We start from the raw sequence: 13,890 nt of genomic DNA, 5'->3' as shown, positions 1-13,890 counted from the left end.
CATGAGCCTTTGGGTCTGACGACGGGACGGTGACATGCGCGACTTCAGTCGAAGGGGAGTGCTCGGGCTCGGACTGGGTGCCGCGGCCGCGGGCATCGCGGGCTGTGGCGGCGGATCCGGCCCGGGCAAGCCCGGCCCGCTGGGCCCGGACGCATCCGGCCGGCCCCCGGCCAAGGTCATCGGCGACGGCTCCACCGCCGACACGGGCCCGCAGCCCAACCAGCCGGACAAGCCCGTGCCCCTCCAGCCGGGCGAGACCCCGCCCCAGTTCGTCGTCTTCAGCTGGGACGGCGCGGGAGAGGTCGGCAACGGCCTCTTCCCGCGCTTCCTCAAGCTCGCCAAGGACCACGGCGCGGCCATGACCTTCTTCCTCTCCGGCATCTACCTCCTGCCCGAGTCGAAGCGGAGCCTCTACCTGCCGCCGAACAACCCCGCCGGGGCCTCGGACATCGGCTACCTCAAGGACGAGAACATCCGCTCCACCCTCAAGTACGTCCGTGAGGCCTGGCTCGACGGCCACGAGATAGGCACCCACTTCAACGGCCACTTCTGCGGCGGCGCCGGTTCCGTCGGCAAGTGGACCCCGGCCGACTGGGAGAGCGAGATCGACCAGGCCGTGTCGTTCGTCACCAGCTGGCGCACGCACACCGGCTTCACCGACCTCGACCCGCTGCCCTTCGACTACCGCAAGGAGCTGACCGGCGCCCGCACCCCCTGCCTCCTGGGCCGGGACAACCTGCTGCCGACGGCCCAGAACCTGGGCTGGCGCTACGACTCCAGCTCGCCCGGCGGCCTCCAGGTCTGGCCGGTGCGCAGGTCGGGCGTCTGGGACCTGCCGCTGCAGTCCCTGCCCTTCCCCGGGCACTCCTTCGAGGTGCTGAGCATGGACTACAACATCCTCGCCAACCAGTCGAAGAACACCACGAAGGGGGTGCCCGCCAACTACCCGGCCTGGCGCACCCAGGCCACGGCCACCTACCTGGGCGGCTTCCGGCGGGCCTACGAGACCAACCGCGCGCCGCTCTTCATCGGCAACCACTTCGAGGAATGGAACGGCGGCATCTATATGGACGCCGTCGAGGAAGCCCTCAAGGGCATGGCGGACAAAAGGGATGTACGGCTCGTATCCTTCCGCCAGTTCGCGGACTGGCTGGACGTCCAGGACCCCGCGGTGCTCACCAAGCTCCGGGCCCTCGGGCCCGGCCGGCCGCCGGCCGGTGGCTGGACCACGTACCTGGCCGCGCCCTGACCGGGCCTGACCAGGACCTTCACACCCCTTCGGGGGGTGCGGCAAATCCGTGAATTGCTCATGCGAAACTTTTCACATGAGCCTTAGCCGCGCCCGTGTTCGCCGAAGTAGCTGCCGCTCGACCCGCGGCCGCGCCATCCTGCTGACCGCGGTGACCGTCGCGGGCGCCATGACCCTGACGTCCTGCATCGGTTCGGACGGCGACAAGCCCTCCGGCAGCGCCGGCGGCAACTACGTGACGGGCCCCAGCGGCATCTCGACCGTCGCCCGCGGGGACCGCACCGAGGCTCCCAAGCTCGACGGCGAGACCGTCGGCGGGCAGACCCTGGACACCACCACCCTCAAGGGCAAGGTCGTCGTCCTCAACGTGTGGGGCTCCTGGTGCCCGCCGTGCCGCGGCGAGGCCAAGTACTTCGCGCAGGTCTCCAAGGACCTGGCCGACGCGGGGCAGCCCGTCTCCTTCGTCGGGATCAACACCCGCGACAACAGCAAGCAGAACGCGACCGCCTTCGAAGAGAACTACGGGATCACCTACCCGAGCCTCTACGACCCGGACGGCAAGCTGATGCTCCGCTTCCCCAAGGGCGCGCTCAACCCGCAGGCCATCCCCTCCACGATCGTCCTCGACAAGGAGGGCAAGATCGCCGCGCGCGTCCTGGCCCCGGTCAACGCAGAGCAGCTGCGCTCGATGATCGACCCCCTCCTCGCGGAGAAGTGACCTCGTGGTCACCGTGGTCCCCGGGCTCGTCCTCGCCGCCGAACAGACCGGCGTGAACACGACCGTCCTCAACGGCGCCCTGCTGCTGGCCCTGCCCATCTCCGTGCTCGCCGGACTGGTCTCCTTCCTCTCTCCGTGCGTGCTCCCGCTCGTCCCCGGCTACCTCTCCTACGTGACCGGCATCAGCGGCGCCGACCTCGCCGAGGCGCGGCGCGGCCGGATGCTGGCGGGCGCGAGCCTGTTCATCGCCGGTTTCACGGCCGTGTTCGTCTCCACCGGCGCGCTCTTCGGCTACTTCGGCGAGAGCCTCCGGGAGAACACGGAGATCATCTCCCGGGTCCTGGGCGGGTTGGTGATCGTCATGGGTCTCTTCTTCATGGGGGCGATCCCAGGTCTGACGATGCGGGAGTTCCGCTTCCACAAGAAGCCGACGGCCGGCCTCGTCGGCGCGCCCCTGCTCGGCGTGCTCTTCGGTGTCGGCTGGACCCCCTGCATGGGACCGACCCTCGCCGCCGTCACCACGCTCTCCCTCGACCAGGCGAGCGCGGGCCGGGGCGCGCTGCTGACCGTCGCCTACTGCCTCGGCCTCGGCCTGCCCTTCATCCTCGCCGCGCTCGCCTTCCGCAAGGCGCTCGGCGCGTTCGGCTGGGTGAAGAAGCACTATGCATGGGTGATGCGCATCGGCGGCGGCATGCTGATCCTCACCGGTCTCCTGCTCGTCACAGGAATGTGGAACAGCATCGTCTCGGACATGCAGAGCTGGACCCAAGGCTTCACGGTGGGGATCTGAGGACTTAACGGACATGAGTACGACAGACAAGACGCCCACCGAGGCGTCGCACCGATCCGAGGGTCCAGCCGGGCAGGAGCGCGGGCCCGAACACGAGCCGGCGCTCGGCGAGGCCGGCGCCCAGCTCTCGACCGCCCCGCTGGAGGACAGCCCGACCGCGCCCGTCGGCATCGGCGTCATCGGCTGGGCCCGCTGGTTCTGGCGGCAGCTCACCTCCATGCGGGTGGCGCTGATCCTGCTCTTCCTGCTCTCGCTGGGCTCCATCCCCGGCTCCCTCATCCCGCAGACCCAGGTCGACGCGATGAAGGTGGAGGACTGGAAGCGGAACAACGAGTTCTGGGTCCCGGTCGCCGAGAAGCTCCAGCTCTTCGACGTCTACAGCTCGGTGTGGTTCTCCGCGATCTACATCCTGCTGTTCGTGTCGCTGATCGGCTGCATCGTGCCGCGCACCTGGCAGTTCGTCGGCCAGCTCAGCGGCCGCCCGCCCGGCGCCCCCAAGCGGCTGGACCGGCTGCCCGCGTACACGACGTGGCGTACGGAGAAGTCCCCCGAGGACGTGCTCGCGTACGCCGGAACGCTCCTGCGCGGCCGGCGCTTCCGCACCGAGCCGGGCACGAGCGCCGTGGCCGCGGAGAAGGGCTACCTGCGCGAGACCGGGAACCTGGCCTTCCATATCGCCCTGATCGTGCTCCTGGTGGCCTTCGCCACCGGTCAGCTCTTCAAGTCCGAGGGCGGCAAGCTCGTCCTGCGCGGCAAGGGCTTCGCGAACACGCTCACCCAGTACGACGACTTCAAGTCCGGCAGCCTCTTCGACTCCGACGACCTGCCACCCTTCTCCTTCACGCTCGACCAGTTCGACGCGGAGTACGAGAAGACCGGCCCGCAGAAGGGCACCGCGCGCGAGTTCAAGGCGCACGTCACCTACAGCGAGGGCGCGGACGGCGCGCCCAAGAAGGCGGAGATCGAGGTCAACCGGCCCCTCCAGGTCGACGGCGCCAAGGTCTACCTGCTCGGCCACGGCTACGCGCCGGTCATCTCGGTGACCGACTCCACCGGCAAGGTGGTCTACAAGGACTCCGTGCCGATGCTGCCCTTCGACAACAACCTCAGCTCCTCGGGCGCCGTCAAGGTGACGGACGGCTACCGCAACGCGGGCGGGGAGAAGGAGCAGCTCGGCTTCAACGCCATGTTCGTGCCGACCTTCGCGGGCGAGGGCAAGGGCACGATGCTCTCGCAGTTCCCGGCACTGGACTTCCCCGTCCTCGCGCTGAGCGCCTACCACGGCAGCCTGGGCGTGGACTCGGGTCTGCCGCAGAACGTGTACCAGCTGAACACCTCGAAGATGAAGGAGTTCAAGGACGCCGACGGCGCGCTCTTCAAGCAGAAGCTGCTGCCCGGCGAGTCGATGACGCTGCCGGACGGCGCGGGCACGGTGAAGTTCGAGGGCATCGAGCGGTGGGCCACCTTCCAGGTGTCCCAGCAGCCCGGCAACACCCTCGCCCTGGTGGGGGCGGTCGCCGCCATCGGCGGACTGGCCGCGTCCCTGTTCATCCGGCGCCGCCGGATCTGGGTCCGCGCGGTGCCCGGCAAGGACGGCGTGACCGTCGTCGAGATGGCGGGCCTCGGCCGCAGCGAGTCCGCCAGGCTCCCCGAGGAGCTGGCGGTGCTCGCCGCCACGTTGCACGAGCAGGCGCCCTCGGCGCCCCAACCTGTCGAAGCTGAAGAAGGAGAGCGCGGATGACGCCGCTCGCAGCCGCAGCCAACGAGAACCTGGCTGAGATCAGCAATGTCCTGATCTATTCGTCGATGGCGGTCTACACGCTCGCCTTCCTCGCGCACATCGCCGAGTGGGTCTTCGGCAGCCGCAGCAAGGTGGGCCGTACGGCCGCCGCGCTGACGGGCGGCGGCGCCTCCGCCGGCGCGCCCGCCGTGCAGGTGCGGCAGAAGGGGGCGCGAAGCTCCGGTGGAGCCGGTGAAACCGGAGGGGGGACCGCCGTCCTCGACAAGCCCAAGATCGTGACCCGCTCCGCCGCCGGCAGCCGCGACGTCCCCGACGGCCCGGGCGCCGCCGGCGGCACCGTGCAGGGCGACCTCTACGGGCGGATCGCGATCTCGCTGACCGCGCTCGGCTTCCTCATCGAGGCGGGCGGCGTCGTCGCCCGCGCGATGTCGGTGCAGCGGGCCCCCTGGGGCAACATGTACGAGTTCTCGATCACCTTCTCGACGGTGGCCGTGGGCGCGTACCTGGCCCTGCTGGCCCTGAAGAAGAACGTCCGCTGGCTCGGCCTGATCCTCGTCACCAGCGTCCTGCTGGACCTGGGCATCGCCGTCAAGGTGCTGTACACCGCCAGTGACCAGCTGGTCCCGGCCCTGGACTCGTACTGGCTGTACATCCACGTCTCCACCGCGATCTTCTGCGGCGCGGTCTTCTACATCGGCGCCGCCGGCACGGTCCTCTACCTGTTCCGGGACGCCTACGAGGGCCACGTGGAGCAAGGCCGTACGCCGGGCCGCTTCCGCACCTCGGTGATGGAGCGGCTGCCCTCGGCGGCCTCGCTGGACAAGTTCGCGTACCGGATCAACGCGGCCGTCTTCCCGCTGTGGACCTTCACGATCATCGCGGGCGCGATCTGGGCGGGCGACGCCTGGGGCCGCTACTGGGGCTGGGACCCCAAGGAGGTCTGGTCCTTCGTGACGTGGGTGGCGTACGCCGCCTACCTGCACGCCCGTGCCACCGCCGGGTGGAAGGGCCGCAAGGCCGCGTACCTCGCGCTCTTCGCCTTCGCCTGCTGGATCTGGAACTACTACGGCGTGAACATGGTCCTCAACGGACTGCACTCCTACTCGGGCGTCTGACCCGCGGGAGTGGGACGCTGGTGGCATGTCTCCTGTGAGCCATGCCACCAGCGAGAGCCGCGGTGAGGGCCGCTGGTCGCTCCGTTTCGAAGTACACCTGCCGCACCCCGACGACGAGGTGTGGCCGGCCCTGACCACGCCGGAGGGCCTGCGCGGCTGGCTGGCCGCCGCCGACGTCCTGGAACGCAGGCTCGGCGGGGCGGTCACACTGCGCTGGATGAACAACGGTCCGGCCGTCTCGGGGCACGTCACCGCCTGGGACGTCGAGCGGGTCGTGGAGTACACGGTCGCCGAGCACGGGCGGATCCGCTTCCACCTGGAGCGGGTGGGAACCGACTCCACGGTGATCCGCTTCCTCAACGAACGCGGCGGCCCGGAGTCCGAGCGCTTCGACTGCCTCGCCGCCTGGCACGCGCACTTCGAACTGCTGGAGTCCGCGCTGGCCGGGCAGCCGGTGGACTGGACCGCCTGGACGGACACCCGCTGGGCCGAGCTACGGGCCTCCTACGCGGCCTTCTCCAAGACGTAGCCGAAGGCGCAGCCGCGCGCCACGTGCCACGTGCCCCGCGCCGGGGTCACCAGACCGGGCGCAGCGGGGGCAGCGGGCCCTCGCCGCCCAGGGCCCGCAGGACGCGGCCGAGCTCGCCGCGCAGCACACCGAGGTCCGCGGAGCGGCCGAGTTCGGTCTCCAGCTCGTGCAGGATCCGGCCCGCGTCGGCGAGGTGGGCCTCGGCCGCGCCGGTCAGCACCACCAGTTTGCGGCGGCCGCCCTCCGGATGCGGCTCGCGGCGGACGTAGCCGCGCTTCTCCAGGTCGTCGACGATCTGCCCGGCGGCCTGCTTGGTCACCCCCAGCCGTTCGGCGAGCTCGACGGCGGTGGCGCCGGGGCCCTTGAGGGCCTGGAAGGCCATGCCGTGCAGGGGGCGCAGGCCGGTGTGTCCGGCCTCGGCCAGCCGGCGGGTGAACTCGCCCAGCATCAGCTGGAAGCCCAGGCCGAGCTGGAAGATCAGCTCGATGCGGTCCTCGTCTTCGTATCGGGTCACGGAAACATGGTGACACGCGCAAGACAAGCTGCTTTACTCATCTCTGCGAGTAAAGCAGCTTGTCTCGCCTCCGCGCTTCACCGGTACGAAAGACGAGGACCGCCGTGCACGTGATCACCACGACCCCCGAGCACCTGACCGTTTCCCCGGCCGCCACCATGACCGGCCTCGCCGCCCCCAGCCGGGGCAGCGCCGAACTCAGCACCTGGCACCTGTCCATGGCCGCCGGAGCCACCGGCCCCGACCACTCCATCAGCCGCGAGCAGGTCTGGATGCTCACCGCCGGCTCGCTGGAGGTCACCTGGGACGGAGGCCGCACCGAGAAGGTCACCGCCGGCCAGACCCTGGTCCTGCCCCCGGACACGGTGCGCCGGGTGCACGCCCCCGAGGACGCCGAGGCGTACGTCGCCATGCGCGCGGACGGGGTGGCCTCGGTCCCGGGCACCGAGGGCACCCGCGTCCTGCCCTGGGCGCAGTGACGCGGCCTCAGGGCCGGCCAGGACCTCAGTCCTTGCCTTGGTCGTTGCCCTTGTCGTTGCCCTTGTCGTCCTGATCGTCCTTCAGGGACTTCAGGAACTCCGGGTTGTCGTCGGGTGCCACCCACTGCGGGCGGCGCGCCCGGCCGCCACCGCCGGCGCGCCCGCCGGGACCGGCCACGGCACGCTTCCTGCCCGCGGACAGCCACACCACCGGACCGACGATCGAGAAGAGCAGGATGATGATCACCCAGACCACTTTGGGAAGGTGTTTCACCTCTTCTTCAGGGGTGTTCAGGCAGTCGATGAAGGCGTAGATGGTCAGCCCGATGATCAGCAGGAACGGCAGATAGCGCAGCACGGTTCGGGACCGACTCCCAGGCAGTGGCGGCGGCCCGCAAGGGCCCGGTGACAGTTCCAGCGTAGTAGGTGACGGATACTGGCCCCTATGGCTTACGACGATCTCCGCTCGCTGCTCCGGGCTCTGGAGCGGGAGGGCGACCTCAAGCGCATCAAGGCCGAAGTCGATCCGTACCTTGAGATCGGCGAGATCGTGGACCGGGTGAACAAGGCGGGCGGCCCGGCCCTCCTCTTCGAGAACGTCAAGGGTTCGGCGATGCCGCTGGCCATGAACGTCTTCGGGACCGACCGCCGCCTGCTGAAGGCCCTCGGACTCAAGTCGTACGGCGAGATCAGCGAGAAGATCGGCGGCCTGCTGAAGCCCGAGCTGCCGCAGGGCTTCGTCGGCGTCCGCGAGGCCTTCGGCAAGCTCGGCTCGATGGTCCACGTGCCGCCGAAGAAGATCAAGGGCGACGCCCCCGTCCAGGAGGTCGTCCTCACCGGCGACGAAGTCGACCTCGACCAGCTGCCGGCCCTCTTCACCTGGCCCAAGGACGGCGGCTCCTTCTTCAACCTCGGCCTGACCCACACCAAGCACCCCGAGACAGGCGTCCGCAACCTCGGGCTCTACCGCCTCCAGCGCCACGACAAGCGCACCATCGGCATGCACTGGCAGATCCACAAGGACAGCCGCAACCACTACGCGGTCGCCGCCAAGCGCGGCGAGCGACTGCCCGTCGCCATCGCCTTCGGCTGCCCGCCCGCGGTGACGTACGCGTCCACCGCGCCGCTGCCCGGCGACATCGACGAGTACCTCTTCGCCGGCTTCGTCGCCGGCAAGCGCATCGAGATGGTCGACTGCAAGACCGTGCCGCTCCAGGTCCCGGCCAACGCGGAGGTCGTGATCGAGGGCTGGCTGGAGCCGGGGGAGACGCTCCCGGAGGGCCCCTTCGGCGACCACACCGGCTTCTACACCCCGCAGGAGCCGTTCCCCGCGCTGAAGATCGACTGCGTGACCATGCGCAAGCGCCCGCTGCTCCAGTCGATCGTCGTCGGTCGGCCGCCGACGGAGGACGGTCCGCTGGGCCGCGCGACGGAACGCTTCTTCCTGCCCCTGCTGAAGATCATCGTCCCGGACATCGTGGACTACCACCTGCCCGAGTCGGGCGGCTTCCACAACTGCGCGATCGTCTCGATCGACAAGAAGTACCCCAAGCATGCGCAGAAGGTCATGCACGCCATCTGGGGCGCACACATGATGTCGCTGACCAAGCTGATCATCGTGGTGGACTCCGACTGCGACGTCCACGACCTGCACGAGGTCTCCTGGCGCGCCCTGGGCAACACGGACTACTCCCGGGACCTGACGATCGTCGAAGGCCCCGTCGACCACCTCGACCACTCCTCGTACCAGCAGTTCTGGGGCGGCAAGGCGGGCATCGACGCCACGAAGAAGCTCCCCGAGGAGGGCTACACCCGCGACGGCGGCTGGCCCGACATGGTCGAGTCCGACCCGGCGACCGCCGCGCTCGTGGACCGCCGCTGGAAGGAGTACGGCCTGTGAGTCCGATCGCGATGGGCGGCCCGGCCCTCTTCCTCGGCGGCGAGACGTACGTGGCCCTCGTGCGGCCGGAGCTCGACCCGGCCGACCCCGGCGTCCGGCGGGCCGCCGAGGAGGCGGGCGTCTCCCCGGAGGAGTTCGCGGGCCCCGGCAACATCTGGGCGCTGATGCTGGACTGGGCCGACGACGAGCACGGCGAGGGCGGCGGCTTCGAGCTGCCGGGCCTGCGCGACGCCGAGGCGGACGACTTCGCGGAGCGGCTGCAGGCCGCCCTCGGAGCCGGCGGGCGGTTCACCGTCGAGGCCGGCGCCGTACTGCGGCTCGACGCCCGCCCGGTCGGCGAGGACTACGGGTTCACCGCCCGGATCACCACGCCCGAGGGCGAGGGCGAGGGCGAGGGCGAGGGCGAGGGCGAGGGCGACGCCGAGGCCTTCCTGATCCTGGAGACGGACCCGGTGCCCCTCGCCACGCTCCTGGCCGACCTCGAAGAGTTCCGCAGGAGCCTCGCGTGATGACCACCGCCGACGGAGTGGTCGGGCCCGGGCCCGCGCCGCGGGCGAGCGGGAAGGTCAAGGCCTTCCTGCGGCTCGTGATGATCGAGCACTCGGTCTTCGCACTGCCCTTCGCCTACATCGCCGCGCTCACCGCCATGTTCCAGCTCGACCGGACCGTGCACTGGGGCAAGCTGCTGCTCGTCACCGTCTGCATGGTCGGGCTGCGGACCTTCGCGATGGCCGCGAACCGGATCATCGACCGCGAGATCGACTCCCGCAACCCGCGTACGGCCGGCCGCGAGCTGGTCACCGGCGCGGTGTCGGTGCGGTCCGCGTGGACCGGCGCGGGCATCGCGCTCCTCGTCTTCCTCGGCTCGGCCGCGCTGCTCAACCCGCTCTGCCTGATGCTGGCGCCGCTCGCGGTGGTCCCGATGGTGGTGTACCCGTACGGCAAGCGGTTCACGGACTTCCCGCACGCCATCCTCGGCCTGGCCCAGGCCATAGGGCCCGTCGGGGCCTGGCTGGCGGTGACCGGCGAGTGGTCCTGGGACGCGGTGATCCTCGGCCTCGCCGTGGGCGTGTGGATCGGCGGCTTCGACCTGATCTTCGGCTCCCAGGACGTCGCCGCGGACCGTGCGGAGGGCGTCAAGTCCGTCCCGGCCCGCTTCGGCGTCCCGGCCGCCCTCTGGGGCGCCCGTGGCGCACACGTGGTGACCACGGCCCTGCTGGTCTGGTACGCCCTCGCCACCGACGCGGGGATGTTCTTCTGGGCGGGTCTGCTGATCGTCGTCTGCGCCTTCTTCTACGAGCACAGCATCGTGACGCCGCACGACATGTCCCGCCTGAACCGCGCCTTCTTCACGGTCAACGGGTTCATCGGGATCGCCCTCTTCGCGTGCGCCGTGCTCGACCTGGCGGTCCGGGGCCTGGCCTTCTAGGCCCGGTCCGCCAGGTTCGGGCGGACCGCCCGGACCGGGCGGCGGAAGAACAGGGCGGTCAGCACGCCCGCGACGAGGCCGATGAGGTGGGCGTACCAGCCCACCCCGGAGTCCGTCGGCAGCACGCCGAGGAGGAACGAGCTTCCCCAGTAGGCGGCGGCCGTCAGGCCCACCGCGATGCCCAGGGCGCTGCGCTCGACGAAGCCGCGGACCACCACGTACCCGAAGAGGCCGAAGACCAGGCCCGAGGCGCCGGCCCCGAGGGTGTGGGGCGGGGCGACCAGCCAGGAGCCCACGCCGACCGCGAGGCAGATCAGCCCGCTCACCGCGAGGAAGCGCCGTATGCCGCTGAGGGCGGTGACGAAGCCGAGGACGAGCAGCGGGAAGCTGTTGGCCGCCACGTGGCCGAAGCCGAAGTGCAGGAACGGGTGGGCGACGATGCCGATCAGCCGGTCGGGGTCGCGCGGGCTGATTCCGTACGGGTCCAGCGCGTGACCGGTGGCGAAATCGACGGCCTCGATCAGCCAGAGCAGGGCGATCCAGCCCAGCATCAGCTTCGCGGCGGCCTTGGCCCGGTCGCTCCGCGTCCAGCCCGCTTCCAGTGTCGTGCTCAACTTCGCCCCCTCGTACCGTCCCACCCAGGGAACGTCGGGTCACCTTACCGAGTGCCCGCCCGGGGTGGCCGGATAGTCTCGGAGCTATGACTGAGCGCAAGCGCACCCCGTGGGTGGTCGGGGTTTCCGGGGCCTCCGGGACGCCGTACGCGGCGGCCGTGCTCCGCGGCCTGCTGGCGGCCGGGGAAAGTGTGGACCTGGTGGTCAGCCGGGCCTCACGGCTCACCCTGCTGGACGAAACCGGGATCGCCTTCCGTGACGCGCACTGGCGGGACGACCTGACGGAGTGGCTGGCCCGCGGAGCCGACGGCAAGCCGGGCACCTTCGAGACGCCCACGGGCGATGTCCGGTACTGGGGGGCCGGGGACCTGGCGGCGGGCCCGAGTTCGGGCTCGTACCCCGTGAAGGGGATGCTCATCGTGCCCGCGTCCACGGCTTGCGTGGCGGGGGTGGCGCTCGGGCTGTCGAAGGACCTGCTCCAGCGCGTGGCGAGCGTGACGCTCAAGGAGCGGCGCAAGCTGGTGGTGGCCGTGCGGGAGACCCCGCTGAACGGGCAGACGCTGAAGCACCTGGTGGCGCTGGACGAGGCGGGCGCGGTCGTGCTGCCCGCCTCTCCGGCGTTCTACGCGGGTGCGACGCACATCCAGGATCTGGTGGATTTCGTCGCGGGGCGGGTGCTGGACGCGGCAGGGGTGCCGCACCAGCTGTACCGGCGTTGGGACGGAGAGCTCGGTGGAGCGATGCGGGAGGGCGGGCCCGAGGGCCCTCGCCCTCCCGAGGGGGCAAGCGGCGGTGACTAGGCCTTCTTGCCGGTCAGCGGCTTGCGGGTCTTGTCCACGCGGTGCGCGGCGGCGGGCTGGTGGGCACGGGATCGGTTGGCCAGCTCCTGGAGCTGTCGCATGTGCGCGTAGGCCATCTCGATCGTGTACACGGTGAACCACTCCTGAAGATCGTCATTGATCTGTTGAAAGATTCACAGGGTGTTTACCCTGTGTGCCTTAGATTCTATACCTAGACTTGCAGGATCACCGAATAATGGAAGGCTCCACGTAATGGACACGGTGGACAGGCAGCTCATCCAGGCACTCCGTGAGAACGGCCGTGCCTCGTACGCGGAACTGGGCCGTCTCGTGGGCCTCTCCGGCCCCAGCGTCACCGACCGCATCAACCGTCTGGAGACGGCCGGCGTCATCACGGGCTATCGCGCGACCGTGGCCGCGGCCGAGCTCGGCCTCGGCGTCACGGCGCTGATCGGGATCTCCCTCTCCGACGCGGCGGACCACGAGGACGTGGCCCGGCGGCTGCGCGACCTCGCGGAGATCGAGGACTGCTGGTTCATCGCCGGTGACGACTCCTTCATGCTCAAGGTCCGCGCCAGTGACGTGGACGGGCTGGAGAAGATCATCCGCAAGCTCTCGGGCACCAAGGGCGTCTCGCGCACCCGCACCACGATCGTGCTCTCCACGAAGTGGGAGAACCGGGTCGGGGAACTGCCCGAGGAGGGCTGAGAGTACGGTTGGTGGGGCCGCAGGCAGCAGGACCGTGCCGCGGGACACGAAGACACAGAGGAAGGCGGGCCACCGGTATGGACGCTGGGCTGAAGCGCGAGCTGGAGGAGAAGGTCCGTTCCGGTGAGCGGCTGACGCGTGAGGACGGTATCGCCCTCTACGAGTCGGATGACCTGGCGTGGCTCGGTGGCCTTGCTCATGAGGTGCGGACGCGTAAGAACGGTGATGTCGTCCACTTCAATGTGAACCGTCATCTGAACATGACGAATGTGTGCACGGCGTCGTGTGCGTACTGCTCGTTCCAGCGCAAGCCGGGGGAGAAGGACGCGTACACGATGCGGATCGAGGAGGCTGTTCGCCTGGCGAAGGCCATGGAGAACGAGAACCTCACCGAGCTGCACATCGTCAACGGCCTGCACCCGAACCTGCCGTGGCGTTATTACCCGCGTTCGCTGTCGGAGCTGAAGAAGGCGCTGCCGGACGTGTCGCTGAAGGCGTTCACGGCGACGGAGATCCATCACTTCGAGACGATCTCGGGGATGTCGGCTTCGGAGATCCTGGACGAGCTGATCGAGGCGGGCCTGGAGTCGCTGACGGGCGGCGGTGCGGAGATCTTCGACTGGGAGGTGCGTCAGCACATCGTGGATCACCGGACCCATTGGGAGGACTGGTCGCGGATCCACCGGCTGGCGCACTCGAAGGGGATCAAGACTCCGGCGACGATGCTGTACGGGCACATCGAGGAGCCGCGGCACCGGGTGGATCATGTGCTGCGGCTGCGTGAGCTGCAGGACGAGACGGGCGGGTTCCAGGTGTTCATCCCGCTGCGGTACCAGCACGACTTCGTGGACATGAAGGACGGGAAGGTCCGTAACAAGCTTCAGGCGCGGACGTCGATGGCGACGGGTGCGGAGGCGCTGAAGACGTTCGCGGTGTCGCGGCTGCTGTTCGACAACGTGCCGCACGTGAAGGTGTTCTGGGTGATGCACGGGGTGCAGACGGCTCAGCTGGCGTTGCAGTACGGGGCGGACGACATGGACGGCTCGGTGGTGGAGTACAAGATCACGCATGACGCGGACAACTACGGCACGCCGGACAAGCTGGGCCGGGACGACCTGCTGGAGCTGATCCGGGACGCGGGCTTCCGTCCGATGGAGCGCAACACGCGGTACGAGGTGATCCGCGAGTACCCGGGTCCCGACGCGGCACTGCGCGAGACCCCGCAGGCCATGCGCGTCTGACGCACCGTCGCACGCACGCGGACAGGCTCGTGCGTCCGTACGCACGTGAACTTCCGGCAGCCC

General features: G+C 69.8%; 17 protein-coding genes. 13 read left to right on the top strand and 4 right to left on the bottom strand.

The genetic code is table 11. The features are described from left to right. Positions 1-34 precede the first annotated feature (34 nt). The 6 genes from OG447_RS04635 (at position 35) to OG447_RS04610 (ending at position 6,142) form a co-directional block, all read left to right on the top strand. Positions 35-1,249, top strand: a complete 1,215-nt coding sequence (locus tag OG447_RS04635) for a hypothetical protein (RefSeq protein WP_266935000.1) — start codon at positions 35-37, stop codon at positions 1,247-1,249. A gap of 76 nt (positions 1,250-1,325) precedes the next feature. Next, positions 1,326-1,967, top strand: coding sequence for a TlpA disulfide reductase family protein (locus OG447_RS04630; RefSeq protein ID WP_266934999.1), 642 nt, complete (start codon positions 1,326-1,328; stop codon positions 1,965-1,967). 4 nt (positions 1,968-1,971) lie between these two features. Next, the gene (locus tag OG447_RS04625) at positions 1,972-2,757 is read left to right on the top strand and encodes a cytochrome c biogenesis CcdA family protein (protein ID WP_266934998.1); all 786 of its coding nucleotides are present in this window, start codon (positions 1,972-1,974) and stop codon (positions 2,755-2,757) included. Positions 2,758-2,770: 13 nt separating this feature from the next. Then, complete coding sequence (locus OG447_RS04620) at positions 2,771-4,498, top strand: cytochrome c biogenesis protein ResB (protein ID WP_266934997.1); 1,728 nt, start codon at positions 2,771-2,773, stop codon at positions 4,496-4,498. Then, positions 4,495-5,613, top strand: a complete 1,119-nt coding sequence (gene ccsB / locus OG447_RS04615) for a c-type cytochrome biogenesis protein CcsB (RefSeq protein WP_266934996.1) — start codon at positions 4,495-4,497, stop codon at positions 5,611-5,613. Before OG447_RS04620 ends, ccsB begins: the two co-directional genes overlap by 4 nt. Positions 5,614-5,638: 25 nt before the next feature. Beyond that, on the top strand, positions 5,639-6,142 hold the full coding sequence (locus tag OG447_RS04610) for an SRPBCC domain-containing protein (RefSeq protein ID WP_266934995.1): 504 nt from the start codon (positions 5,639-5,641) through the stop codon (positions 6,140-6,142). Positions 6,143-6,188: 46 nt separating this feature from the next. Here OG447_RS04610 and OG447_RS04605 read toward each other — a convergent pair whose 3' ends face one another. Further along, entirely contained in the window at positions 6,189-6,590 is a 402-nt protein-coding gene (locus OG447_RS04605) for a MarR family winged helix-turn-helix transcriptional regulator (protein WP_266938749.1), read from the bottom strand. A 176-nt stretch (positions 6,591-6,766) separates the two neighbouring features. On the opposite strand from OG447_RS04605, the gene OG447_RS04600 reads away from it, so the two are divergent. Next, the gene (locus tag OG447_RS04600; protein ID WP_266934994.1) at positions 6,767-7,135 is read left to right on the top strand and encodes a cupin domain-containing protein; all 369 of its coding nucleotides are present in this window, start codon (positions 6,767-6,769) and stop codon (positions 7,133-7,135) included. 25 nt (positions 7,136-7,160) lie between these two features. Here the strand turns inward: OG447_RS04600 and OG447_RS04595 are convergent, their stop codons facing one another. Further along, complete coding sequence (locus tag OG447_RS04595; RefSeq protein WP_266934993.1) at positions 7,161-7,493, bottom strand: PLD nuclease N-terminal domain-containing protein; 333 nt, start codon at positions 7,491-7,493, stop codon at positions 7,161-7,163. Positions 7,494-7,580: 87 nt separating this feature from the next. Between OG447_RS04595 and OG447_RS04590 the strand changes: the two genes are divergently transcribed. The 3 genes from OG447_RS04590 to mqnP are packed head-to-tail and all read left to right on the top strand — an operon-like array spanning position 7,581 to position 10,464. Further along, positions 7,581-9,035 carry a menaquinone biosynthesis decarboxylase gene (locus tag OG447_RS04590; protein WP_266934991.1) on the top strand — a complete coding sequence of 485 codons (1,455 nt, stop codon included), beginning with the start codon at positions 7,581-7,583 and terminating at the stop codon, positions 9,033-9,035. Continuing rightward, positions 9,032-9,544, top strand: a complete 513-nt coding sequence (locus OG447_RS04585; RefSeq protein WP_266934990.1) for a hypothetical protein — start codon at positions 9,032-9,034, stop codon at positions 9,542-9,544. The genes OG447_RS04590 and OG447_RS04585 overlap by 4 nt, the downstream gene beginning before the upstream one ends. Continuing rightward, entirely contained in the window at positions 9,544-10,464 is a 921-nt protein-coding gene (gene mqnP / locus OG447_RS04580; protein ID WP_266934989.1) for a menaquinone biosynthesis prenyltransferase MqnP, read from the top strand. The genes OG447_RS04585 and mqnP overlap by 1 nt, the downstream gene beginning before the upstream one ends. Here the strand turns inward: mqnP and OG447_RS04575 are convergent. Then, complete coding sequence (locus OG447_RS04575) at positions 10,461-11,078, bottom strand: rhomboid family intramembrane serine protease (protein WP_266934988.1); 618 nt, start codon at positions 11,076-11,078, stop codon at positions 10,461-10,463. The genes mqnP and OG447_RS04575 overlap by 4 nt on opposite strands. A gap of 86 nt (positions 11,079-11,164) precedes the next feature. Between OG447_RS04575 and OG447_RS04570 the strand changes: the two genes are divergently transcribed. Then, positions 11,165-11,878 carry a UbiX family flavin prenyltransferase gene (locus OG447_RS04570; RefSeq protein WP_266934987.1) on the top strand — a complete coding sequence of 238 codons (714 nt, stop codon included), beginning with the start codon at positions 11,165-11,167 and terminating at the stop codon, positions 11,876-11,878. On the opposite strand, the gene OG447_RS04565 is transcribed toward OG447_RS04570, so the two are convergent. Further along, positions 11,875-12,009 carry a hypothetical protein gene (locus tag OG447_RS04565; protein ID WP_266938979.1) on the bottom strand — a complete coding sequence of 45 codons (135 nt, stop codon included), beginning with the start codon at positions 12,007-12,009 and terminating at the stop codon, positions 11,875-11,877. The two genes, OG447_RS04570 and OG447_RS04565, sit on opposite strands and share 4 nt — an antisense overlap. A gap of 121 nt (positions 12,010-12,130) precedes the next feature. Here OG447_RS04565 and OG447_RS04560 point away from each other — a divergent pair, with 121 nt between their 5' ends. Further along, positions 12,131-12,586, top strand: coding sequence for an Lrp/AsnC family transcriptional regulator (locus OG447_RS04560; protein WP_031145086.1), 456 nt, complete (start codon positions 12,131-12,133; stop codon positions 12,584-12,586). Positions 12,587-12,663: 77 nt separating this feature from the next. Then, on the top strand, positions 12,664-13,827 hold the full coding sequence (gene mqnE, locus OG447_RS04555; RefSeq protein WP_266934986.1) for an aminofutalosine synthase MqnE: 1,164 nt from the start codon (positions 12,664-12,666) through the stop codon (positions 13,825-13,827). The last annotated feature ends 63 nt before the right edge of the window (positions 13,828-13,890 follow it).

It is taken from the genome of Streptomyces sp. NBC_01408 (assembly GCF_026340255.1).
Classification (GTDB): Bacteria; Actinomycetota; Actinomycetes; order Streptomycetales; family Streptomycetaceae; genus Streptomyces.
Note: the sequence above shows the minus strand (reverse complement) of the source record. Positions and strands in the feature narration are given on the sequence as shown.